The sequence below is a fragment of the Acinetobacter johnsonii ANC 3681 genome (assembly GCF_000368805.1).
GTDB lineage: Bacteria > Pseudomonadota > Gammaproteobacteria > Pseudomonadales > Moraxellaceae > Acinetobacter > Acinetobacter johnsonii.
This window is the reverse complement of the sequence record NZ_KB849704.1, coordinates 134,563-155,513: the sequence shown is the minus strand read 5'-3', so window position 1 is coordinate 155,513 and position 20,951 is coordinate 134,563. Positions and strand designations below refer to the sequence as shown.

At 43.7% G+C, this 20,951-nt stretch carries 21 protein-coding genes and 4 tRNA genes; 12 read left to right on the top strand and 13 right to left on the bottom strand.

The window, feature by feature from the left end; genetic code table 11:
• From F946_RS03000 to F946_RS02980, 5 genes are read left to right on the top strand one after another with little or no spacing between them, the layout of a single operon-like run.
• Positions 1 to 366 carry a Na+/H+ antiporter subunit C gene (locus F946_RS03000; RefSeq protein WP_004692695.1) on the top strand — a complete coding sequence of 122 codons (366 nt, stop codon included), beginning with the start codon at positions 1 to 3 and terminating at the stop codon, positions 364 to 366.
• Positions 366 to 2,174 carry a monovalent cation/H+ antiporter subunit D gene (locus F946_RS02995; protein ID WP_004978769.1) on the top strand — a complete coding sequence of 603 codons (1,809 nt, stop codon included), beginning with the start codon at positions 366 to 368 and terminating at the stop codon, positions 2,172 to 2,174. Before F946_RS03000 ends, F946_RS02995 begins: the two co-directional genes overlap by 1 nt.
• A 2-nt stretch (positions 2,175 to 2,176) precedes the next feature.
• Positions 2,177 to 2,698 (top strand): Na+/H+ antiporter subunit E, encoded by a 522-nt coding sequence (locus F946_RS02990; RefSeq protein ID WP_004978767.1) that lies wholly within the window; start codon positions 2,177 to 2,179, stop codon positions 2,696 to 2,698.
• Positions 2,695 to 2,970, top strand: a complete 276-nt coding sequence (locus F946_RS02985) for a monovalent cation/H+ antiporter subunit F (RefSeq protein WP_004692700.1) — start codon at positions 2,695 to 2,697, stop codon at positions 2,968 to 2,970. Before F946_RS02990 ends, F946_RS02985 begins: the two co-directional genes overlap by 4 nt.
• An 11-nt stretch (positions 2,971 to 2,981) precedes the next feature.
• Positions 2,982 to 3,380: a Na+/H+ antiporter subunit G gene (locus tag F946_RS02980; protein ID WP_004978765.1), complete on the top strand. Its 399-nt coding sequence runs from the start codon at positions 2,982 to 2,984 to the stop codon at positions 3,378 to 3,380.
• Positions 3,381 to 3,779: 399 nt separating this feature from the next.
• On the opposite strand, the gene F946_RS02975 is transcribed toward F946_RS02980, so the two are convergent.
• From F946_RS02975 to tpiA, 10 genes are all read right to left on the bottom strand, one after another.
• Positions 3,780 to 4,184: a ribosome-binding factor A gene (locus F946_RS02975; protein WP_004978763.1), complete on the bottom strand. Its 405-nt coding sequence runs from the start codon at positions 4,182 to 4,184 to the stop codon at positions 3,780 to 3,782.
• Entirely contained in the window at positions 4,184 to 6,883 is a 2,700-nt protein-coding gene (gene infB, locus F946_RS02970) for a translation initiation factor IF-2 (protein WP_004978761.1), read from the bottom strand. The genes F946_RS02975 and infB overlap by 1 nt, the downstream gene beginning before the upstream one ends.
• 9 nt (positions 6,884 to 6,892) lie before the next feature.
• Complete coding sequence (nusA, locus tag F946_RS02965; protein WP_004692706.1) at positions 6,893 to 8,377, bottom strand: transcription termination factor NusA; 1,485 nt, start codon at positions 8,375 to 8,377, stop codon at positions 6,893 to 6,895.
• Positions 8,378 to 8,416: 39 nt separating this feature from the next.
• Positions 8,417 to 8,941 carry a ribosome maturation factor RimP gene (rimP, locus tag F946_RS02960; RefSeq protein ID WP_004692708.1) on the bottom strand — a complete coding sequence of 175 codons (525 nt, stop codon included), beginning with the start codon at positions 8,939 to 8,941 and terminating at the stop codon, positions 8,417 to 8,419.
• Between the two features lie 228 nt (positions 8,942 to 9,169).
• Positions 9,170 to 9,246 (bottom strand) — tRNA-Met (locus F946_RS02955).
• An 89-nt stretch (positions 9,247 to 9,335) separates the two neighbouring features.
• Positions 9,336 to 9,412, bottom strand: a tRNA-Met gene (locus F946_RS02950).
• A gap of 68 nt (positions 9,413 to 9,480) precedes the next feature.
• Positions 9,481 to 9,557, bottom strand: a tRNA-Met gene (locus F946_RS02945).
• Between the two features lie 49 nt (positions 9,558 to 9,606).
• Positions 9,607 to 9,691: transfer RNA gene (locus F946_RS02940), tRNA-Leu, on the bottom strand.
• A gap of 53 nt (positions 9,692 to 9,744) precedes the next feature.
• Positions 9,745 to 10,074, bottom strand: a complete 330-nt coding sequence (gene secG / locus F946_RS02935) for a preprotein translocase subunit SecG (RefSeq protein ID WP_004692710.1) — start codon at positions 10,072 to 10,074, stop codon at positions 9,745 to 9,747.
• A 13-nt stretch (positions 10,075 to 10,087) separates the two neighbouring features.
• A complete protein-coding gene (gene tpiA, locus F946_RS02930; protein ID WP_004978758.1) occupies positions 10,088 to 10,879 on the bottom strand; it encodes a triose-phosphate isomerase in 792 nt (263 codons plus the stop codon).
• Positions 10,880 to 11,158: 279 nt separating this feature from the next.
• On the opposite strand from tpiA, the gene pilB reads away from it, so the two are divergent.
• The 4 genes from pilB to coaE are packed head-to-tail and all read left to right on the top strand — an operon-like array spanning position 11,159 to position 15,594.
• A complete protein-coding gene (gene pilB, locus F946_RS02925) occupies positions 11,159 to 12,871 on the top strand; it encodes a type IV-A pilus assembly ATPase PilB (protein ID WP_004978756.1) in 1,713 nt (570 codons plus the stop codon).
• 30 nt (positions 12,872 to 12,901) lie between these two features.
• A complete protein-coding gene (locus tag F946_RS02920; protein WP_004978753.1) occupies positions 12,902 to 14,128 on the top strand; it encodes a type II secretion system F family protein in 1,227 nt (408 codons plus the stop codon).
• Positions 14,128 to 14,988, top strand: coding sequence for a prepilin peptidase (locus tag F946_RS02915; protein ID WP_004978752.1), 861 nt, complete (start codon positions 14,128 to 14,130; stop codon positions 14,986 to 14,988). Before F946_RS02920 ends, F946_RS02915 begins: the two co-directional genes overlap by 1 nt.
• Before the next feature lie 6 nt (positions 14,989 to 14,994).
• The gene (gene coaE / locus F946_RS02910; RefSeq protein WP_004978749.1) at positions 14,995 to 15,594 is read left to right on the top strand and encodes a dephospho-CoA kinase; all 600 of its coding nucleotides are present in this window, start codon (positions 14,995 to 14,997) and stop codon (positions 15,592 to 15,594) included.
• A gap of 14 nt (positions 15,595 to 15,608) precedes the next feature.
• Here coaE and F946_RS02905 read toward each other — a convergent pair whose 3' ends face one another.
• The 3 genes from F946_RS02905 to ppnP all read right to left on the bottom strand — a co-directional run bounded on the left by F946_RS02905 (position 15,609) and on the right by ppnP (position 17,774).
• Complete coding sequence (locus tag F946_RS02905) at positions 15,609 to 16,526, bottom strand: DMT family transporter (protein WP_004978748.1); 918 nt, start codon at positions 16,524 to 16,526, stop codon at positions 15,609 to 15,611.
• Positions 16,527 to 16,558: 32 nt separating this feature from the next.
• Positions 16,559 to 17,308 (bottom strand): 23S rRNA (guanosine(2251)-2'-O)-methyltransferase RlmB, encoded by a 750-nt coding sequence (rlmB, locus tag F946_RS02900; RefSeq protein ID WP_004978746.1) that lies wholly within the window; start codon positions 17,306 to 17,308, stop codon positions 16,559 to 16,561.
• Between the two features lie 142 nt (positions 17,309 to 17,450).
• Positions 17,451 to 17,774 (bottom strand): pyrimidine/purine nucleoside phosphorylase, encoded by a 324-nt coding sequence (ppnP, locus tag F946_RS02895; RefSeq protein ID WP_004692718.1) that lies wholly within the window; start codon positions 17,772 to 17,774, stop codon positions 17,451 to 17,453.
• A 391-nt stretch (positions 17,775 to 18,165) separates the two neighbouring features.
• Here ppnP and recN point away from each other — a divergent pair, with 391 nt between their 5' ends.
• From recN to ruvX, 3 genes are all read left to right on the top strand, one after another.
• The gene (recN, locus tag F946_RS02890) at positions 18,166 to 19,827 is read left to right on the top strand and encodes a DNA repair protein RecN (RefSeq protein WP_004978743.1); all 1,662 of its coding nucleotides are present in this window, start codon (positions 18,166 to 18,168) and stop codon (positions 19,825 to 19,827) included.
• A gap of 112 nt (positions 19,828 to 19,939) precedes the next feature.
• Positions 19,940 to 20,494, top strand: a complete 555-nt coding sequence (locus tag F946_RS02885; protein ID WP_004692720.1) for a YqgE/AlgH family protein — start codon at positions 19,940 to 19,942, stop codon at positions 20,492 to 20,494.
• The gene (gene ruvX, locus F946_RS02880; RefSeq protein ID WP_004978741.1) at positions 20,487 to 20,930 is read left to right on the top strand and encodes a Holliday junction resolvase RuvX; all 444 of its coding nucleotides are present in this window, start codon (positions 20,487 to 20,489) and stop codon (positions 20,928 to 20,930) included. The genes F946_RS02885 and ruvX overlap by 8 nt, the downstream gene beginning before the upstream one ends.
• The last annotated feature ends 21 nt before the right edge of the window (positions 20,931 to 20,951 follow it).

Below are 20,951 nucleotides of genomic sequence, written 5' to 3'. Positions count from 1 at the left end.
ATGATTAGTTTAGAACTGTTACTTGCCTCCGCTATTGGTCTGTTGACTGCCACAGGCATCTATTTGATTTTGCGTGCCCGTACCTTCCCTGTGGTACTTGGCTTGGCCATGATTGGTTATGCCGTCAATTTATTTTTATTTGCCATGGGGCGACTTCAACTTAATGCACCCGCGGTACTCACGGAAGCCAGCAAAGCCACTGACCCTTTGCCACAAGCCTTGGTGTTAACCGCGATTGTGATTGGCTTTGCTACCACGGCGTTTATTGTACAACTGGCTTTACGCAGTCGTTATGAAACAGGAACCGACCACGTTGACTCTAAAGAAGAAATACCACAAATTGACCCACGTGAGGATGAGCCATAATGAATGACTTCATCCAATTTTGGACCGAACACACCCCAATTTTTAGTATTTTAATTCCTGCCATTACCGCCTTTATTTTGGTATTACTGGGTAATCCGGGATCAGGTTCTTTAGCACAAGACTGGCGACAACCTTGGCGTCGAGGCATCAGTTATACCTCTGGCCTGTTGGGCTTATTTACAGCGGTCAACTATCTGATCTTTGCCAGCTCAGGGCAAATCAGTGTTTATAACTTGAGTGAATGGGCTGCACCATTTGGTATTGTTTTGGTCCTCGATCAACTGTCTGCCCTGATGCTGGTTTTAACCTACGGCTTAGCTGTTCCAGTGATGTGGTTTGCCAGCAAAGAATGGGATGAACGTGGCCGTTATTTCCACGCCATGTGTCATTTCCTACTGATGGGTTTAACCGGTGCCTTCCTGACAGGCGACTTATTTAACCTGTTCGTATTCTTTGAAATTTTGTTGATGGCCTCTTATGTTTTGTTACTGCATGGCCAAGGCAAAGCGCGTTTTCAACTCGGCATTCACTATGTCACCATTAACTTGTTAGCATCAGCTCTGTTTCTGATTGGCCTTGGCATGATTTATGGTAGCGTTGGTAGCCTCAATATGGCGGATGTTGCACGTCTGATGCCTCTATTAGAAGGTGATCAACATCGTATTGCTGTTGCTGGTGGGCTGTTGTTATTTACAGTCTTTGGCATTAAAGCAGCCATGCTACCTGTCGGTTTTTGGCTACCGAAAACCTATGCGGTCGCGACCACTCCTGTAGCAGCTCTGTTCACCATCATGACCAAAGTCGGTATTTATGCCATTTTACGTGTTAATGGTACCGTATTTGACGATACGATTAGCCGTGAAATCCTGCAATACATTCTATTACCGATTGGCTTAATTACCTCAGTCTATGGTGTGATTGGCGCGATGGGTGCGGAACGCTTACGTCGTTTCATTGGCTTTATGATTTTGTCTTCTGTGGGCACGATTTTAATCGCCATTTCCCTGTTCAATACCTTGGCATGGGCAGCGGCACTGTATTATTTGGTGCACAGTACCATTATTGCGGCAGCTTTCTACATTTTAAGTGGTTGGATTACCTCTCAACGTGGTGAATTTAAAGACCATTTTAAAATTGCACCACAAATGAAACAGCATAAGGTGGTGGCGTTAACCTATTTCACCATTGCCTTGATGATGGCAGGTTTACCACCCTTTAGTGGTTTCTTGGGCAAAGTATTTATTCTCCAAGCCACCGCACACTCACCGTATCAATTGCTAATTATTGTGACAATTTTAATGGTGAGTTTATTAAGTATTATTGCGTTTACACGTGTGGGTTTCGTGATTTTTTGGCGCGCAACTAAACCAGAAGACAACCCTGATGAAGCTACTTATGCCGCGTACCAAGCTTTGCCTGAGCAAGCACCTAAGCGCAATGACAAAACCATTTATCTATTGTTGCTAGGTTTAATGGCTTATATGGTATTTGCAGGTCCAATTCAAAAGTACACTTACCAAACGGCTGAGCAGATCCAAAATAATGCGCTCTATGAACAGACTTTGCTCAAAACTGATGAGCATGGGCAAACCATTAGCGTACAACCTTTCGACAGTGAAAATTTGCCTGAAACCAAATATGGTGGCGAACGCATAGATCCAAATGCACATTTGATTCCATATTTAATTTCAGAAGAAACACTGAAAGGCGAGCATATTTCCGAATACAAAAAACGCCAAATGCAACAGCAACAACAGGCTGAAGTGAATCCCGATGCTGAAAGCCTACAACCGATGGTGGAGCCTTAAACATGAAAAAAACGTCGTTTTTGGAGCGTTGGTTACCCCACCCTTTTGTCTCGGTGATTGTTGCGCTGAGCTGGGTGATGTTGGCACATAGTGTCGATGCAGCCAGCTTAGTGATGGCATTTTTACTGGCCATTTTTATTCCGCGTCTGATCAGACCATTCATTACTTACACTCCAAATATTGAATGGAAAGCGGCGCTGAAACTATTTTTTGTGGTGTTATACGACATTGTGGTGTCGAATATTCAAGTGGCTAAATTGGTCCTCGGCCCAATTGATCGTCTACAACCCAAGTGGTTTCGTGTTCCGTTGGAAACACAACATGAGGAAGTAAACACCTTACTGGCGATGATTATTACCACCACACCAGGCACTGTTTCAGCAGGCATCGATCAAGATCGCGGGGACATTTTAGTTCATGCCCTCAGCACCGATGATGAAAATGCCGAGATTGAAAATATTAAAGCGCGTTATGAAAAACCGTTAATGCAAATTTTTGGCGTCGAAGCAGGAGACAAAGCATGACTATTTTGCCTTATGCCCTCGGGATTTGTTTAATCGCCGTCACCATTTCAATGTTGCTGTGCTTAATTCGCTTAATCATCGGTCCATCGATTGTAGACCGACTCTTAGCACTCGATACACTCTTTTTAAATGCAATCTGCCTCATTATTATTTTAGGCATTTACTGGGCCAGCACTTCATTATTTGAAGGTGCTCTTTTGGTTGCGATGCTCGGCTTTGTCTCTACAGCCGCTTTAGCACGCTACTTCACCTCAGGTCATGTGATTGACTAGGAGCGAGATCGATGCAACTTACGATGGAAATTTTAGTCTCCATTTTTCTCATGATCGGCACTTTCTTCATGCTGGTCGGAGGGATTGGAATGGTGCGCCTGCCCGATTTATTCATGCGCCTGCACGCTCCAACCAAGTCAAGTACCTTAGGCTTAGGGAGCTTCTTGATCGCGGCAATGATCTATTCTGCATTCCAAGGACGCTTTGGTTTTGCTGAGCTGTTATTAACGCTGTTTGCCTTCTTAACTGCACCTGTATCGGCAAATTTAATGGCGCAAGCGGCTTTGCACTTACGCTTACGCTCACTAAGTGGTGACGTTCCAGAAGCACTCAATCGTCCACTGCCTTGGCAACGTACTCGTCGCAGAGCTTTTACCAATAAGCATGAAGACACTGAACATCGTCTTTAAACGTTTGTATCCTTAAAGATATAAAAATAAATACATTTCTAGCGCTTCAGCACTGACATGGTGGTGTTGCGCTAATCTGTATATTGTACTAATGATAAGGTTCAAACGTATTAGATAGTGTCACATCCATTACATTGACCAACATAGATGGACTGATCAATCTGCTTAATACTCAATCTACGCAAAAATTAAAATGATCAAAGTGTCCCACTATTAAATCATTGCCCATATCAATCCAGTCCACAGCAACTTGATGGTCAAAATAATCCCTAAAAGCTCAACCCTCTATTCCCTTATCATAATCCTGTGTAACACATTTCAAATCTTGATCTAGCTCCAGCCATTACTCCGCATAAAAAAAGCCACCCGAAGGTGGCTTTTTGATTCAGTTAGACTGAATTATTCATCATCTTTGTTTGCTTCGTCAGCGGGTAAATCCTTCACTGCTTCAGCAATCAGGCCAAACATATAGTTACCATATGCATTGGTTTTATCGTAATGGAAACGCAAACGCGGTGTAATACGTGTCTTAATACGACGGCCGAGTTCGTGACGCAAGAAACCAGATGCTTTGTTCAACACATCTAAAGTTTCTTTATTGGCTGCTTCACTTTGCTCATCGCCAAGCTCACGGCCCATCACAGTCACATATACTTCAGCATAACCTAAGTCTGGACTAACCTTCACCGCAGAGATGGTCACGAGACCACCTAAGCGTGGATCTTTCAACTCTTGGCGAATTAGTTCAGACAACTCACGTTGTACTGTATCCGCCATGCGCTTAAGACGTTGACTACCCGCCATTAAAGACTCCGTTTGATCAATTGAACATCATAGACTTCGATCTTGTCTTTTTCTTTGATGTCTTTATAACCTTTAACCGCAAGACCACATTCCATACCTGCGCGAACTTCTTCAACCACTTCTTTATAGCGACGAAGTGACTCAAGCTCACCTTGGAACACAACCACGTCATCACGAAGGACACGAATTGGTTTATTACGGTGTAACATACCTTCAAGTACCATACAGCCTGCTGCTGCACCAAACTTACTTGAGTGGAACACTTCACGTACTTCAGCCACACCCAGAATTGTTTCACGGTGTTCAGGCGCAAGCTTACCGCTCATCGCTGCTTTCACATCATCAATCAATTGATAGATGATTGAGTAGTAACGAATATCGATACCGTCAGCATCTGCTTTTTGACGAGCTGCGTTATCCGCACGTACGTTAAAGCCAAGAAGTACCGCTTCAGAAGATTCAGCTAGTGTTACGTCAGATTCAGTGATCGCACCAACACCTGAACCAATAACACGGACTTTAACTTCGTCTGTTGCAAGGTCAGCAAGAGCAACGTGTAATGCTTCCAATGTACCACGTACATCAGTTTTCAATACCACATTGACGATAGGCACATCTTTCTTGCCCATAGACGCCATGATATTTTCAAGACGCATTGCGCTTTGACGCTCAAGACGTTTTTGACGTTCACGATCCATACGCGCATCAGCAACTTCACGTGCTTTCTTCTCATCGCTTACAACAAGAACTTCATCACCCGCCATTGGCGCTTCAGGTAGACCTAAAATTTCAACTGGAATCGAAGGACCTGCAGATTGAATACGTTTACCGTTTTCATCTGTCATTGCACGAACGCGACCGTAAGATGCACCCGCAAGAACCAGGTCACCTACTTTCAATGTACCGTTTTGAACAAGGATAGACGTTACCGCACCACGGCTGTTGTCTACACGTGCTTCAATCACGACACCTTGTGCAGCACCCTCTTCAGATGCTTTCAATTCAAGCAATTCAGCTTGGATTGAAATCAAATCTAGAAGCTCATCGATACCTTGACCAGAATGTGCTGAAACCATTGCAACAGGTACATCACCGCCCCATTGTTCTGGCACGATTTCTTTTACTGTCAATTCGTTCAATACGCGATCTGGATCAGCCGATTCTTTATCCATTTTGTTGATTGCAACAATAATTGGTGTACCAGCTGCACGTGCATGATCAATTGCTTCCGCAGTTTGTGGCATAACACCATCATCTGCTGCTACAACAAGAACCACGATATCAGTCGCTTTCGCACCACGTGAACGCATTGCAGTAAATGCAGCATGTCCAGGGGTATCAAGGAAAGTGATCATACCTTTGTTAGTTGTAACGTGGTACGCACCGATATGCTGTGTGATACCGCCCGCTTCGCCTTGAGCAACTTTCGCACGACGAATACGATCAAGAAGCGATGTTTTACCATGGTCAACGTGCCCCATGATGGTCACCACTGGTGCACGTGTAGATTGAGCACCACGCGCGCCTTCAGCTGCTTCAAGTAAGTTATCTTCAGCTTGCGTATCCGATACAAGAACAGGGTTATGACCCATTTCTTCTACGATCAATGCAGCAATTTCTTGCTCAATCGCTTGGTTCTGAGTAACCAGCTCACCCATTTTCATGAGTGATTTAATTACTTCACGTACTTTAATCGCCATTTTTGCTGCAAGATCTGCAACAACAATAGTTTCGCCAATTTCAACATCATAAACTTGTTTCTTAACTGGTTTTTCAAAACCATGTTTACCAGCCTGACTTGTTTTCAGACCACGTTTAGGTTGCTTGCTGAAACTTTGCTCTTCCTGACCACGACGACCACCTTTTTTCGGTGCACGTGTACTTGGTGTATTGGTACCACGTTTGATGTCACGGTCTTCTTTCGCAAATGAATCTTCATATGCTTGGCCAACTAGACCCGCAGCAAGTGGAGAATCATCCACAACACGAATGGTCGCAGTTGCATCTTCGTTAGAATACTTAGATGCCATTTGACGCATTTGTTCAAGTGTACGTTGCTGCGCTTCTTCAGCTGCCTTACGACGTGCTGCTTCTTCGGTCGCTTTTAATTGAGCGGCTTGAGCTTCACGTGCTTTTTTCTGTTCAGGTGTTTCAACAACTTTAACTTGTGCTTTAACCACAGGCTTATTGTTTGATTTACGCTTCACAACTACCGCAGCTTTCGCAACTTCTTGCTTCGTCGTTTCTTGCTTTGCAGCAGCACGCATTGCTTCAAAGTTTGCAGCTGCTTTATTTACTGCTGGAGTTTCAGCTTTAGGTTCAACCATAGCTTGAACGTTCGCACGAGCTTGTTGCTCAGCTTGCGCTTTTGCCAAAGCTTCCGCTTTAATTTGTTCTGGATCTGGCTTGGTAAATGTATGTTTCTTGCGAACTTCTACATTAATCGTTTTTGCCTTACCTGAAGTACTCGCTACTTTAGCGGTACTGGTCGTTTTACGTTTCAACGTGATTTTTCCTGCCTGACCATCGTTTTGACCATGAATTTTCTTCAAATGGTGCACGAGGGCATCTTGTTGTTCAGTAGAGATTATATCGTCCGATTTACGCTGTGGTAAACCAGCATCACGAACCTGCTCTAGGACCTTCTCAACAGGGCGGTTCACACTGAGAGCTAACTCTTGTATCGTCTTATCCGTCATGTAGATCTCCTAGTTAAACCATGATTCGCGCGCTTTCATAATAAGTTGACCCGCTTTCTCTGTACCCAGACCTTCAATATCAGCAATATCGTCAGTCGCTTGGTCAGCCAAGTCATCAATTGTAATGACACCACGTGCTGCAAGTGCATAAGCAATCTCTTGCGTCATCCCTTCCATTGCAACGAGTTCCGCGCTTGGATCTTGGATGTTTTCTTGCTGCTGTAATGCATCAGCCAATGCAACTTCTTTGGCACGACTTTGAAGTAATTCAACAACTTCAGCATCTAGCTCAATTTCGTCAAATGTTTCAGCTGGAACATAAGCAATCTCTTCTAAAGAAGTAAAGCCCATTTCAACCAATGCCATTGCCAAATCTTCTTCAATATCTAGACGCGATACAAATAGGTCTAAGTATTGTTGTGCTTCATTTTGTTGACGAGCATGATACTCATCTTCAAGCATCATGTTGAGTTTGTAGCCTGTCAGTTCAGAGGCTAAACGTACGTTTTGACCTTGTGAACCAATCGCACGCGCTAATTGATCGCTAGTTGCGAAAATAATGTCCGCTGTACGCTCTTCTTCATCGATCACAATACCCGATACATCTGCTGGCTCTAAAGCACTCGCAATGTACTGTGCAGGATCATCAGACCATACAACAACATCAATACGCTCACCGTTCAATTCTTGCTGAACTGCTTGGATACGTGTACCACGCATACCAATACATGCACCCACTGGATCAATACGATGATCATTGGTTTTCACAGCAATTTTAGCACGAACGCCAGGTTGACGCGCTGCAGCTTTAATCTCAATGATTTCTTCAGAAATTTCAGGAATTTCTTTCTTCATCAAAGCGATGAGCATTTCAGGTTTGGCACGTGACAATTGTAGTTGAGCACCACGACCTTCACGATTCACATTGAACAAAATCGCATTTACACGTTGCTTCGGACGCAAAATTTCTTTTGCAATCATTTCTTCACGTGCAAGATACGCTTCAGCATTGTCACCAAGGTCAATGATAAAGCCATCTTTGGTTTGCTTTTTCACTTCACCGTAGATCAACTCGCCCACTTTAGACTCGTAGGCATCTGCAATCAGCGCACGTTCAGCTTCGCGAATCTTTTGAACAATCACTTGTTTTGCAATTTGCGCCGCAATACGACCGAAGTCAATTGAAGGCACTTCAAGCTCACGAATATCACCAATCGACCATTGTGCAGGATCAACATCTGAAATCGCATCTTGACATGCTGGCATCTCATGATCTTCATCCGCAACCACTTCCCATTGACGGAAAGTGCTGTATTCACCCGTTTTACGATCAATCTCTACACGAAGCTGAGCTTCTTCAGAGTTTGTTCCTTCGTAAAATTTCTTTTTAGTCGCAGCAACAAGCGCTTGTTCTAAGGCTTCGAAAATCGCTTCACGAGGTACACCTTTTTCATTACTAACCGTTTCAACTACGGTAAGAATTTCACGTGCCATAAGCCACCTATTCGTTCAGATTCTTATTTATTAAATGAATTAATCTTGATAGACCAAATTGGCTTTATCAATATTATTACTATCGATTTCAAGCACCTGTTGCTTTTCCACTTCGACTTGAATCATTTCAGCTTCAAGATCTACAGCAACCAATTTAGCTTGGAATTTACGACGGTTATCGACCGCACTGATCAAACGGAAAGCGATCTGTTGACCAATATATGCAGGTAATTGTTCAAGTTGGAAAAATGGACGATCCCAACCCGGAGATGACACTTCAAGTGCATATTCACCTGAAATTGGATCATGAACATCCATCATTGCGCCGACTTGCTGGGTCACGCGTACACAGTCTTGTACGCCGATGCCACGGCCCTGCTCTTCTTCACCATCTTCATTGATGATGGGTTCTGCATTTTCGTCGACAGCTTTGTCGATATAAATGCGCAATAAAGAACGTTTTCCTTGAGGAAGGAATTCAATCCCCCAAAGATCAACACCACAGGCTTGCACTGCAGGAGCAATTAAGTCTTGGAGTGCTTGAGTTTTATTTGATAGCTTCATTTACTCTCGTCATTTTTGTGCGATTCAATGGCCGAAACAGACCACTACAAGCCAATACAAACTATAGTAGTAGTGGAACATGACACTTTGACTTTCACCGTATCCGGCTCACATCGACACTACACGATAGCCAATAAAAAAGGGCGTAATCGCCCCAATTATTGCACAGAAAATTAATATCCACTGTGCAAAAAGGCCCACCTTGTTGTGAGCCTCTTTTTAGAAACTTGGTAGCGGGAGCTGGATTTGAACCAACGACCTTCGGGTTATGAGCCCGACGAGCTACCAGACTGCTCCATCCCGCATCAACGTGCAAAAATTATATACAAATATGAACTATTTTTCAATCTAAATACTTCGTACTTGCTCTGATTTAGTTGCACCTAAATCAAATTGGTAGCGGGAGCTGGATTTGAACCAACGACCTTCGGGTTATGAGCCCGACGAGCTACCAGACTGCTCCATCCCGCAACAAAACGCAAAAATTATTCAATTTAATCACTTAAACTGCTTATTTTAGTTTGCATCTAAAATAAGATTGGTAGCGGGAGCTGGATTTGAACCAACGACCTTCGGGTTATGAGCCCGACGAGCTACCAGACTGCTCCATCCCGCATCAACAGAATTTGCTGCATACACCAACTTAATCTTCTGGATTCATAAGTTGGTGCGGAAGGGGGGACTTGAACCCCCACGCCCGAAAGCACTACCACCTCAAGGTAGCGTGTCTACCAATTCCACCACCACCGCAGCTGTGACGCATTCTAGTAGCATCGTCACAAAAAAGAAAGGACTAATTCCAATTATTCGCTTGTTTTAGGTGCAGCTGGCGAAGTTTCAGTCGATTGTGCAGGTGCAGAACTTGTCGTTTGCACTGACTTTAAGCTATAGGCATCTGTGGTTTGCTTTTTGGCAAACACAGCCAACGACAAACTGGTGATAAAAAACAAGGCCGTCAAAACCGCAGTCAATCGGGTCAAGAAATTACCTGAACCTGATGCACCAAATACAGTTGCAGCACCGCCACCACCAAACGAAGCACCAGCATCTGCACCTTTACCATGCTGGACCAAAATCAGCACGATCATCAACACAGCTAAGATAATATGTACTACCAGCACAAAAGTTTGCATGCTGAACTCCTAATTATTTTGTATTTGCAAATGCTTCGACAATTTTATAAAACGACGTTGCATTTAAAGATGCCCCACCGACGAGTGCACCATTGATATCTGGACAGGCCGCTAACTCTACTGCATTTTCAGCTTTTACACTACCACCATATAAAATGGCCATGTTCCCGCCATGACTGGTAATTTGCGTGAGGCCTTCACGGATTTTCGCATGCATGGCTTGTGCATCTTCTGGTGAAGCAGTTTTTCCTGTACCAATGGCCCAAATTGGCTCATAGGCAATCACAATATGAGGCCACTGCTCTGCCGTTACCACACTGGCTAAGTCGCAAATTTGTTGTAAAACCACTACTTCTGCCTGACCAGATTCACGCTGTTCTAAGCTTTCACCGACACAGTAAATGACTTTTAAACCCGCATTTAAGGCATTTTGAGCTTTCGCATTTAAAATTGCTGCGCTTTCAGCAAAATATTCACGACGTTCTGAGTGACCAATTAAAACATATTCAATTTGACTATCTTTGAGCAGTTCTGCACTCACCTCACCAGTATATGCACCCATGTTACCAAAACGCGATACATCCTGCGCTACAGTAAAAACTGAACGTGCAGCATTCGCCAATTCAGCCTGCATTGAAGTCAAAGCTAGCGTCACAGGCGCAAGCCCAATATTACATTTTTCTTCTGCTATTTCATTCTCTTGCAAGAGCTGTTTAAATTCTTTAAGCAATTGCTTGGCATCTGCCTGCATTGGGTTCATCTTCCAATTGCCGACAACCCATGGCTTAATCGTCGAACCCGACATACAGCACCCTATTCAAAACAGTTCATTAAAACGGCCTCATTCTACACGGTATTTATTTTTCAAAGATAGTTTTCTTCTAGAATTTCTTCGGCAATCAAAATAATACGAATGAAAATAAAGACATCTTTTTGTAAAAAAATCGCCTGCTATCACGACCAGTTCATGCTTTTAATCGATATTAAGGTGGTGACAACACTTTCAGATATGGTATTTTTGTGCAACAAAAGTATAATTTTACGATACCAATTATAAACAATTGAGAAGTTAAGGATCTGGGGAATGTCAGTATCAAATGGTTTGCCTAAGTTCACAGGCTTCATTCGACGCTTAGTCGAAGACGGACGCATGACTGCTGAAAATATGCAGCTGGCAATGCTCTCTGCAAAAAAAGCTCAGCAAGACATCGTTCCTTATCTGATTGAAAATCATAAACTCTCCCCACAAATGATCGCTGAAACGATTTCTTTAGAGTTTGGCGAGCCTGTTTTTGACTTAAGTGTCTATGATTCTGTACAAATTCTACGGGATCTGGTCGAAGACAAACTTATCACCAAGCATCGTGTGTTGCCGATTTACCGTCGTGGCAATATCCTCTATATCGCCACTAGCAATCCAACCAACATGGATGCGATGGACGCGATTCGTTTCAATTCTAAAATGAACATTGAAGCGATTATTGTTGAACATCCTCAACTTGAAAAACTAATCGAACAAAATTTCGCGCAAGCCGATAGCTTTGAATTTTCTGATGAAGATATTGATTTAGACTTAGAGCAAGACCATCAGAACTCAAATGACGAAGAAGATGACTCACCTCAAGGGGATGAAGCTCCGATCGTCAAATACATCAATAAATTACTGATCGATGCGATTCGTATGGGCGCCTCAGACTTACACTTTGAGCCTTATGAAAAATCTTACCGTGTTCGTTACCGTGTAGATGGAGTTCTGCGTCATATTGCCAGTCCGCCATTACAACTGGCGACTCGTCTTGCCTCACGTTTAAAAGTTATGTCACAAATGGACATCTCTGAAAAGCGCGTCCCGCAAGATGGCCGAATTAAATTAAAGCTGTCGAAAAGCAAAGCCATCGACTTCCGTGTCAACTCACTTCCAACCTTATTTGGCGAAAAGCTGGTTCTACGTATTCTCGATCCATCCAGTGCTATGCTGGGGATTGATGCTTTAGGTTATGAACCAGATCAAAAAGACCTATTTATGCAGGCTTTAGACAAACCGCAAGGCATGTTGTTAATTACTGGCCCGACAGGTTCAGGTAAAACGGTATCGCTGTATACAGGTTTGAATATTCTAAATAAAGAAGACACCAATATTTCAACTGCGGAAGACCCTGTTGAGATTAACTTAGAAGGCATTAATCAGGTCAATGTGAACAATAAAGTCGGCCTCACCTTCTCTGCTGCGCTGAAGTCCTTCTTACGTCAAGATCCTGATATTGTAATGGTGGGTGAGATTCGTGACCTTGAAACGGCTGAAATCGCGATTAAAGCCGCGCAGACAGGTCACATGGTCATGTCGACACTCCACACCAATAGTGCACCTGAAACCCTGACCCGCTTACGCAATATGGGGGTTCCCTCTTTTAATATTGCGACCTCAGTCAATTTGGTGATTGCACAACGTTTAGCACGCCGCTTATGTAACCAATGTAAAGCCGCTGTCGATATTCCCGAACAAAGCTTGCTCGAAATGGGCTTTACTTCCACAGATATCAAAGATCCAGATTTCAAAGTTTATCAACCAGTGGGATGTGCTGAGTGCCGTGAAGGCTATAAAGGACGTGTTGGTATTTATGAAGTCATGAAAGTCACGCCAGAAATTTCAAAAATTATTATGGAAGATGGCAATGCCTTACAGATTGCGGAAGCATCTGCAAAATTAGGATTTAACAATTTACGTCGTTCAGGTTTACTCAAGGTTATGCAGGGGGTCACTTCCCTACAAGAAGTGAATCGTGTAACCAGCGAATAGTTGAAATATTGAAAGAATAAGGATAAATGCATGGCTGTCAAAAAAGCACAGATGATGCCAACCTTCAATTATGAAGGGATTGATCGTAAAGGGGCAAAAATTAAAGGGGAATTGCCTGCACGTAATCTTGCCCTCGCCAAAGTTACTTTGCGCAAACAAGGGATTACCATCAAGAGTATTCGAGAAAAGAAAAAGAATATTTTTGAAGGCATAATGAAGAAAAAAGTGACCACACTGGACATCACGATTTTCACCCGACAGCTCGCAACCATGATGAAAGCGGGTGTACCGCTGGTTCAAGGCTTTGAAATTGTGGCTGAAGGTCTAGAAAACCCATCTATGCGTGAAGTTGTCCTCGGCATTAAAGGTGAAGTTGAAGGCGGTAATACCTTTGCGGGAGCACTCAAAAAATATCCACAATATTTCGACAACTTATTCTGTTCATTGGTTGAATCAGGCGAACAATCAGGTGCGCTTGAGACCATGCTGGACCGTGTAGCGGTCTATAAAGAAAAAAGTGAATTGTTAAAGCAAAAAATTAAAAAAGCCATGAAATACCCAGCAACCGTCGTTGTGGTTGCGGTGATCGTGACCATTATTTTGATGGTCAAAGTTGTCCCTGTTTTCCAAGAACTCTTTAGTTCCTTTGGTGCAGACTTACCTGCATTCACCCAAATGGTGGTAAATATGTCTGAATGGATGCAGAAATACTGGTTCATTTTGATTATTGTCGTTGGTGTGGTGATTACCGCTTTACTCGAAACCAAAAAGCGTAGTAAAAAGTTTCGTGACATGCTAGATAAAGCCGCCCTCAAAGCCCCAATTTTTGGTGATTTAGTCTATAAAGCGATTATCGCGCGCTATAGCCGCACCCTATCGACAACCTTTGCTGCAGGTGTACCCTTAATTGATGCCCTCGAATCTACCGCGGGTGCAACCAACAATGTGGTCTATGAAGAAGCTGTGATGAAGATCCGTGAAGATGTCGCAACAGGGCAACAACTTCAATTCGCGATGCGTGCCACCAATAAATTTCCATCAATGGCAGTACAAATGGTAGCGATTGGTGAAGAATCTGGTGCGCTCGATGCCATGTTGGATAAAGTTGCCACTCACTATGAAAACGAAGTCGATAATGCGGTGGATGGCTTAACGGCAATGATGGAGCCTCTCATCATGGCAGTCTTGGGTGTACTTGTGGGTGGCCTAGTAATCGCCATGTATCTACCAATTTTCCAAATGGGTTCTGTGGTTTAATGCAAGAAATAATTTCCTATCTGATCAATACTCCAATGGCGCTGTATTTCGCCGTTGGAGTTTTTAGTTTGTGCATTGGTAGTTTCCTGAATGTAGTGATCTATCGCACTCCAAAAATGATGGAACAAGAATGGCGCACCGACTGCCAACTTTTGCTTCATCCTGAACAGCCTATTATTGATGAAACAAAGCTCACATTGAGCAAGCCTGCCTCGACCTGCCCCAAATGCAAAAGTGCCATACGCTGGTATCAAAATATCCCTGTGATTAGTTGGTTACTGCTACGAGGAAAGTGTGGTACTTGCCATAACCCGATCAACATTCGCTACCCTGCGATTGAACTCCTGACCGCCATTTGTGCATTGGTCGTGGTTGCAGTCTTTGGTCCAACAGTCCAAATGCTGTTCGGTCTCGTACTCACTTACATTTTAATCGCCTTAACTTTTATTGATTTTGACACTCAGCTTTTACCTGATCGTTATACCCTCACGCTTGCAGGTCTGGGTTTAGGGGTCAATAGTTATGCGATTTACACCACACCGACTGCGGCCATTTGGGGTTACATCATTGGTTTCTTATGCTTATGGATTGTCTACTATCTGTTTAAGCTCATCACAGGCAAGGAAGGTATGGGTTATGGTGACTTTAAGTTACTTGCTGCTTTAGGCGCATGGATGGGTCCTTTGCTGCTGCCACTGATTGTGCTACTTTCTTCTTTCGTAGGCGCCATTATCGGCATCATCCTGCTCAAAGTGCGTAAAGAAAATCAGCCTTTTGCTTTTGGCCCGTATATTGCCATCGCAGGATGGATTGCCTTTTTGTGGGGTGAGCAAATTATGAAAATATATTTAGGCAATTAAAATAATATGTCATTTATTTTAGGTCTGACCGGCGGGATTGGCAGTGGAAAATCTGCCGCAAGCCACTGGTTTGAACAACAAGGCATACAAGTAGTCGATGCCGATGTCGTTGCTCGAGAAATTGTTGCTGTAGGTCAGCCTGCACTTCAGCAAATTCGAAGCAGCTTCGGCGAGTGGGCCTTACTGGACAATGGCGAACTGAATCGACGTGCTTTACGTGAACACATTTTTCAGGACCCGTCTGCCCGTAAGCAATTGGAAAAGATCACCCACCCTGCAATTCGTCAGTCCATCATGCAACAATTACAAGCTGCGACCAGCCCTTATGCGATTTTGGTTTCACCACTACTTTTTGAAACCAATCAGCATGAGCTGACACAACATACGCTTCTGATCGATGCTTCAATTGATATCCAGATTCTCCGCGCTTCACAGCGCGACCATCAAACCATTGAGCAAATTCAAACCATCATTAAAGCGCAAATGTCTCGTGAACAAAAACAAGCGTTGGCCGATGATATTGTGGTAAATGATGGACACTTGGAACACTTATACGCACAACTCAGACCGTTGCATTTAAAATATTTAGCCCATTCAGAAATCTAAAAAAATGCAGTCGACTATGACTGCTTTTTTTGTTGTGCGAGTTGGGCTTTCAAACTGTCCTGCCGTATCCAACGCCACGGTTGTAAGGCCCCGATCCCCATTCCCAGAAGACCACATAAAATCGCAACACTCAAAGGTTCATTGAGCAAAGGAACCGCAATAATCGCGGCAATAAAAGGCGCCAAAGTCACAATACTGCCTGTTTTAAACGCCCCCAAACGCTTAATGGCTTCCACATAAGTGAGGGTCGCCACGATGACTACGAACACGCCATGAAATACCACCTGAGCAATCAATTGCACAGGTTGCACATGCGTTATGGTTTTGGGTAGGAATAAAACATAAATCGGCACAAAAATAATCGCAGCCCAAATCGCAACACCTGCCATGGAGTGCCATGCCGACAGCTTCCATTGTCTCAATAAAACGGTAAATGTTCCCCACAGCACAGCACTGAGGAAAAACAAGCCATCACCTAAACTAAAAGCAATACCTGTTTCTTGATACATCAGTCCACTCATGGCCGTCAGTGCGAGCAACATAATACTGAGGCTGAGCCAAGTATGCCGGTCAAATGGTTGTCGAAATAGCAGATAAGCTGCAACAGCTGTACAAAGTGGAATGCAGCCATTGAGAAAGATCGCAGCATGTGCCGCAGGCACATAATGAAAAGCGCTATAAGCGGTGATGCAGTAACACACCCCTCCAATCATAGCCAAAATAAAAGGCTCTTTCTTCCACAAAAAGGCGGTATCTTTTTTATAGATCAAGATTGGCATTAAGATGCAAAACGCCAAGAGAAAACGTAAGGCGGTAATATCCCACGCACCAATACCCCAATTGGCACTGAGCCGCGCCGTTAAGGTAAATCCCCCCCAAATAAACATGGTGATGGCAATAAATACATAGCCTTGTTTTTGAGGGGTCATCATTATGTTTACATTGAATCAGGAATTAAAAAATCTTAGACATTACGTTGACGGCATGCTTCATACAAAGCCATACCCGTTGCTACACTGACATTCAAACTTTGTAAATTTCCTGCCATCGGAATATAAACCGTTTGATCGCATTGAGACTGGGTAATTGGACGCAGACCAGTATCTTCAGCACCCATCACCACACATACAGCCGTTCCAGTAAAATCGAACTCTTGTAGCGGCAAAGCTTTTTCATCCAACATGGTACCGACCACACGCACATTAAACTCATCTTTAATTTGCGCTAAAGTCCGAGCCAAATTGGTCACTTGGATAAATTTAACTTTTTCAGCACCACCTGCCGCAACTTTGCGCGCGGTCGGGGTCAAACTTGCGGAACGATCACGAGGCACAATCACGGCCTCAACGCCCATTGCAGCCGCGGTACGGATACATGCGCCGAGGTTATGCGGATCGGTGACTTGATCTAAACCCAGCAATAAACAATTTGGCGATTGTTTCAGTAAGGCTTCTAAATCTTTTTCATTGAAAACTGGATTAGGACGGACCGCAGCCACAACCCCTTGGTGGAATGGCAAGCCCGCCATTTTTTCTAATCGATCACGACCGGTTTGTTGTACGCTAATACCAAACGGTTCAGCCAACTCAAGTACACGCTTTAAACGCTGGTCATCACGCCCTTTTAAGGTAAAAAGTGTCAGTACACGTTCAGGTTCAAGTTCCAACAATGACTCCACCGAATGAACGCCATAGAAATATTCAGGTTTAGCCATGTAGGACCTCTAAAAGATAAATGACCATCGACACGATGTGCCAAAAATAAAAATCCTGTAAAGCTGACTTTACAGGATTGCTGTGCAACGGATAGTTTAACCGATTTCGCTTGAAATTACTTGGCGAGTATCAGTTGAAAGCTTAACCTTCTAGATGGCACACGTAGTCCAAAACTTCGTCGGTTTCAATTTTAAAACGACTATTGCCAGGCACATAAAAAGACTGACCTGCGCGGAACAATTCGCTCTCTTCGCTGTCAGCAATTTGTACACGACATTCGCCTGAAATAATTTCCATACGCTCTGCCACATGTGTTTCAAACGTCAAAGCTTGCTCTGTCGGAAGAATAACCCCTAACGTTTTTTTGGTGCCATCTTCAAATTGAACAGTATGACTGATGCATAAACCGCCAAAATAAACATTGGATTTTTTAATGACAGAGACATGATCGAACTGAGTTGACATGCGTACACTCCAGATAATGCGCATTTATATTCGTATTGATTCGCTAGTTTAAAGATGTGCGATTAACTAATCAATCGATGTTTTATTCCCCTCAATCAATATTTTGTTAAAGTCCGACCATCGTACAATTGCCTCAATTTCTAGCCCATTTTGGCGTGTTTTTTGCCGATGCGACCCGTTCGCTGAGTCGTACTCTTTCTGTATAAACCGCATACCAACATGTTTGTGCTGTGTTTGCTATAACAGTCGGATTTAAAAAATCTGCTAGGTCGACTTTCAGATTCACGCTAAAATAAGCCGACTTTGCACAAAACGAATAGCGTTGCCGTCTTGTCGGCTGAATAAAACTTCACTATCTTAAACTAAAACTTTTCGCAGCTCGGATGCGTTTATGCTGACACATTTAACTTTAATTAATTTTGCTTTAGCCGATCACTTAGCACTTGATATCGATCAAGGTTTTAATGTCCTGACTGGGGAAACAGGTGCAGGTAAATCATTATTGCTAGATGCACTGTCCGCCTGTCTGGGAGAACGTACCGATACCAACTATGTCCGTTTCGGTTCAGATAAAGCCGATGTCACGGCTATTTTCAGCTATCAAGAGCACAGTCCTGAAGCCTTATGGTTAAAGGCACATGAGTTAGATGATGAGTCCGGAGAGATTCATTTAAGACGGGTTATTTTTGCCACTGGTCGTAGCAAAGCATGGATTAATGGTCGTCCAAGCAGCTTAGCTGAATTGAAAGAAATCGGGCGCTTGCTGGTACAGCTGTATAGCCAACACAGTCAGCAACAGCTATTAGAACCGCCTTATCCAAGACGCTGGTTAGACCTCTATCATAACTTCTACCCAGAAGCGCAAGCTGTGCGTGAAGCCTATAGCACATGGCAAAAAGACATTCGTCAGCACCAAGCAGCATTGGATGCTCAAGCCACGCGTAAACAACGCATGGATACTTTGAGTTTACAATTAGAAGAACTCGAAGATGTGGTGCAAATCGACTATAAAGAGATTGAACAAGAGTTCGACCGCCTGTCGCATCATGAAAATATCATGCAGGACTGTAGTTATGCCGTTACGGCCTTAGATGATGCTGAACAAAATATTAATCAAGAAATTTCTAGTATTATTCGCCGCTTAGAATCACATGCAGGCCGCAGTGAACAATTGGCTGAGATTCATACGTCTTTGCTGAATGCACAAAGTGAGCTTGACGATGCCACAGCCAATCTCCGTCAGTTTATTGACCGTCAAAGTTATGACCCAGAACGTATGGAAGAGTTGAACACCCAGCTTGAGATGTTCCACCGTTTTGCCCGTAAGTACCGCACGCAGCCAGAACACTTAAAACAAGAGCATGAACAATGGCAATCTGAACTGGCACAGCTCCATTTATTAGAAGACCCAGAAACACTAGCTGAGCAAGTTGAAGTCTCGCATCAGGACCTGTTAAATAAAGCCCAACACCTCGACCAAATTCGTCGTGATGCAGCCGCACCATTGGCAAAACATTTAACCGAACAGGTCAAACAATTGGCCCTACCTGAAGCACACTTTGAGTTCAAATTTGAGCCGATGGAGCAGGTCTCTAGTGAAGGCTTGAGCTTTATCCAATTACTGTTCACCGCCAACAAAGGCATTCCACCGCAACCATTAGCCAAAGTTGCTTCAGGGGGAGAGTTGTCACGTATCGCGCTGGTGATGCAAGTGATGAATGCTGAAAAAACCGAAGCTGAAGTCTTAGTCTTCGATGAAATTGACGTCGGCATTAGTGGTGGCACGGCCGAAATTGTCGGTCGTCTCTTGGCCGACTTGGGTTCGCATGTGCAAATTCTGTGTATTACCCACCAAGCTCAAGTTGCAGCACAGTCTGACCAGCACTTGTTGGTGAAAAAACGTCAGACCGACCCTGCCAGCAGTACCATTCTAGACTTAGAAGAAGATGAGCGTATCGATGAGCTCGCACGCATGACAGGCGGCGTTGAAATTAATGACACCACGCTACAACATGCCAAGCAGTTACGTCAGTTGAAGTTTCAATCTGCCTAATTTATGTAGACTGGATCACAAAAAAAGATTTGGAGAAAGTGCATTAGTCTAGTAACGTGGTAGATAACAACATTTGACTAGAAGCATTTTAATTTCAAGGAGAAGCCTTTAGGTGAGCAAACAATATCTGACGCATCGCTGTCTCATTGCCCCACCCGATATGGCAGATGAAGTCTTTGCCCATACCGTGATTTATTTGGCCCGACACGATGAGGAAGGTGCTCAAGGCATCATCATCAACCGCCCCTCAGGACTTTCAGTCAAAGAACTGCTCAATGATCTTGAAATTGAAGCCGATCACGTACGACCACACGATGTTCTACAAGGTGGGCCTTTGCGTCCAGAAGCTGGCTTTGTCTTACATACGGGCCAGCCGACATGGCACTCTTCCATTGCGGTGGGGGAAAATATCTGTATCACCACATCTAAAGATATTTTAGATGCGATTGCACATAACGAAGGTGTGGGTCGCTATCAAATTGCTTTAGGCTATACCAGTTGGACCAAAAACCAATTGGAAGATGAGCTGTCTCGTGGTGATTGGTTAGTCTGCGATGCTGATATGGATTTGATTTTTAATATTCCTTATGACGACCGTTGGGATGCTGCCTATAAAAAGCTCGGGCTGGACCGAACCTGGTTGTCTTCTGAGATTGGACATGCCTGATTTAAACACACCCCAAATGATTATGGCATTTGACTTCGGTACACAAAAAATGGGCATGGCAGTCGGTCAAGCATTGATTGAAAGTGCAACGCCTTTGGCTTTATTTCCAATGAAAGATGGCATCCCCAACTGGGATGAACTGCATAAAATTATTAAACAATATCAGCCCAATGTATTTTTAGTCGGATTACCACTCAATATGGATGATAGCGAGTCGGAATTATCTGCTCGAGCACGTAAGTTCGCACGTCGTTTACGTCATCAAACCAATATTGAAACATGGATGGTGGATGAACGCTTAAGTACTCGTGCAGCCCGTGATGAGCTGAGCCATTACCATGCGCAAGGCCGAGGCAAAAAAGTTTCTGCTGATAGTCTTGCCGCAACATTATTTATTGAAAGTTGGTATCGCAATCCTGAAGGTCTTACACCTTAAGTAAGCCTTTCTTAAAACAGA

Bases quoted from the DNA above. Each gene is read 5' to 3' on its own strand.
- F946_RS02990 (WP_004978767.1), top strand. From the start codon at position 2,177: ATGAAAAAAACGTCGTTTTTGGAGCGTTGGTTACCCCACCCTTTTGTC.
- F946_RS02975 (WP_004978763.1), bottom strand. From the start codon at position 4,184: ATGGCGGGTAGTCAACGTCTTAAGCGCATGGCGGATACAGTACAACGT.
- F946_RS02985 (WP_004692700.1), top strand. From the start codon at position 2,695: ATGACTATTTTGCCTTATGCCCTCGGGATTTGTTTAATCGCCGTCACC.
- recN (WP_004978743.1), top strand. From the start codon at position 18,166: ATGCTGACACATTTAACTTTAATTAATTTTGCTTTAGCCGATCACTTA.
- secG (WP_004692710.1), bottom strand. From the start codon at position 10,074: ATGCAAACTTTTGTGCTGGTAGTACATATTATCTTAGCTGTGTTGATG.
- tpiA (WP_004978758.1), bottom strand. From the start codon at position 10,879: ATGTCGGGTTCGACGATTAAGCCATGGGTTGTCGGCAATTGGAAGATG.
- infB (WP_004978761.1), bottom strand. From the start codon at position 6,883: ATGACGGATAAGACGATACAAGAGTTAGCTCTCAGTGTGAACCGCCCT.
- F946_RS02980 (WP_004978765.1), top strand. From the start codon at position 2,982: ATGCAACTTACGATGGAAATTTTAGTCTCCATTTTTCTCATGATCGGC.
- pilB (WP_004978756.1), top strand. From the start codon at position 11,159: ATGTCAGTATCAAATGGTTTGCCTAAGTTCACAGGCTTCATTCGACGC.
- ruvX (WP_004978741.1), top strand. From the start codon at position 20,487: ATGCCTGATTTAAACACACCCCAAATGATTATGGCATTTGACTTCGGT.
- F946_RS02920 (WP_004978753.1), top strand. From the start codon at position 12,902: ATGGCTGTCAAAAAAGCACAGATGATGCCAACCTTCAATTATGAAGGG.
- F946_RS02995 (WP_004978769.1), top strand. From the start codon at position 366: ATGAATGACTTCATCCAATTTTGGACCGAACACACCCCAATTTTTAGT.
- ppnP (WP_004692718.1), bottom strand. From the start codon at position 17,774: ATGTCAACTCAGTTCGATCATGTCTCTGTCATTAAAAAATCCAATGTT.
- F946_RS02905 (WP_004978748.1), bottom strand. From the start codon at position 16,526: ATGATGACCCCTCAAAAACAAGGCTATGTATTTATTGCCATCACCATG.
- rlmB (WP_004978746.1), bottom strand. From the start codon at position 17,308: ATGGCTAAACCTGAATATTTCTATGGCGTTCATTCGGTGGAGTCATTG.
- F946_RS03000 (WP_004692695.1), top strand. From the start codon at position 1: ATGATTAGTTTAGAACTGTTACTTGCCTCCGCTATTGGTCTGTTGACT.
- coaE (WP_004978749.1), top strand. From the start codon at position 14,995: ATGTCATTTATTTTAGGTCTGACCGGCGGGATTGGCAGTGGAAAATCT.
- nusA (WP_004692706.1), bottom strand. From the start codon at position 8,377: ATGGCACGTGAAATTCTTACCGTAGTTGAAACGGTTAGTAATGAAAAA.
- rimP (WP_004692708.1), bottom strand. From the start codon at position 8,941: ATGAAGCTATCAAATAAAACTCAAGCACTCCAAGACTTAATTGCTCCT.
- F946_RS02915 (WP_004978752.1), top strand. From the start codon at position 14,128: ATGCAAGAAATAATTTCCTATCTGATCAATACTCCAATGGCGCTGTAT.